The following is a 482-nucleotide window of genomic DNA, read 5'->3' as shown; positions in this document are numbered from 1 at the left end:
GGATCGGCAGCCGCCGGCGCCGCCTCGACCGGGGCCGACCCGCCCTGGCCCGCCGCGTCATAGCTGGCGATGCGGACGGTGAGGACCTTGACCTTGTCCGATGACTTGACCGTCTGGATCGCCGCCGAGGTGAAGACGCTGCGCTCGAACGTGTCGGCATCGACGATCTTGCTGACCTCGGGGATCACCATCACGTCCAGCAGCGCCGCGGCGCGCGGCAGGATGTTCCTGGCATCCGTCGTGCCCGGTGCCGCGATATGGGTGTAGTCCGGGGCAAGCTCGACCAGCAGCGCCGCCATCGGCTCGGCGAGGCGATGCGCATAGGCGTCACCCTCGGCGACCAGCACCTTCGCCACGCCCTCGATCGAGGCCGCGTCCTGCGCGGCGGCCTGCGCCCCCGCCCCGGCGACCAGCAGCGTCACATCGCCGAGCGGCGCGACCGCGGTCACCGCCTTGCTCGTCGCATCCATGTTCAGCCCGTT

The 482-nt window shown here is 71.4% G+C and carries 1 pseudogene; it reads right to left on the bottom strand.

The features are described 5' to 3' along the window. Positions 1-476 (bottom strand): annotated as a pseudogene (locus Q0938_RS19215) (electron transfer flavoprotein subunit alpha/FixB family protein); the annotation flags it as partial. Positions 477-482: the final 6 nt, after the last annotated feature.

The sequence above is a fragment of the uncultured Paracoccus sp. genome (assembly GCF_947496875.1).
GTDB lineage: Bacteria > Pseudomonadota > Alphaproteobacteria > Rhodobacterales > Rhodobacteraceae > Paracoccus.
Note: the sequence above shows the minus strand (reverse complement) of the source record. Positions and strands in the feature narration are given on the sequence as shown.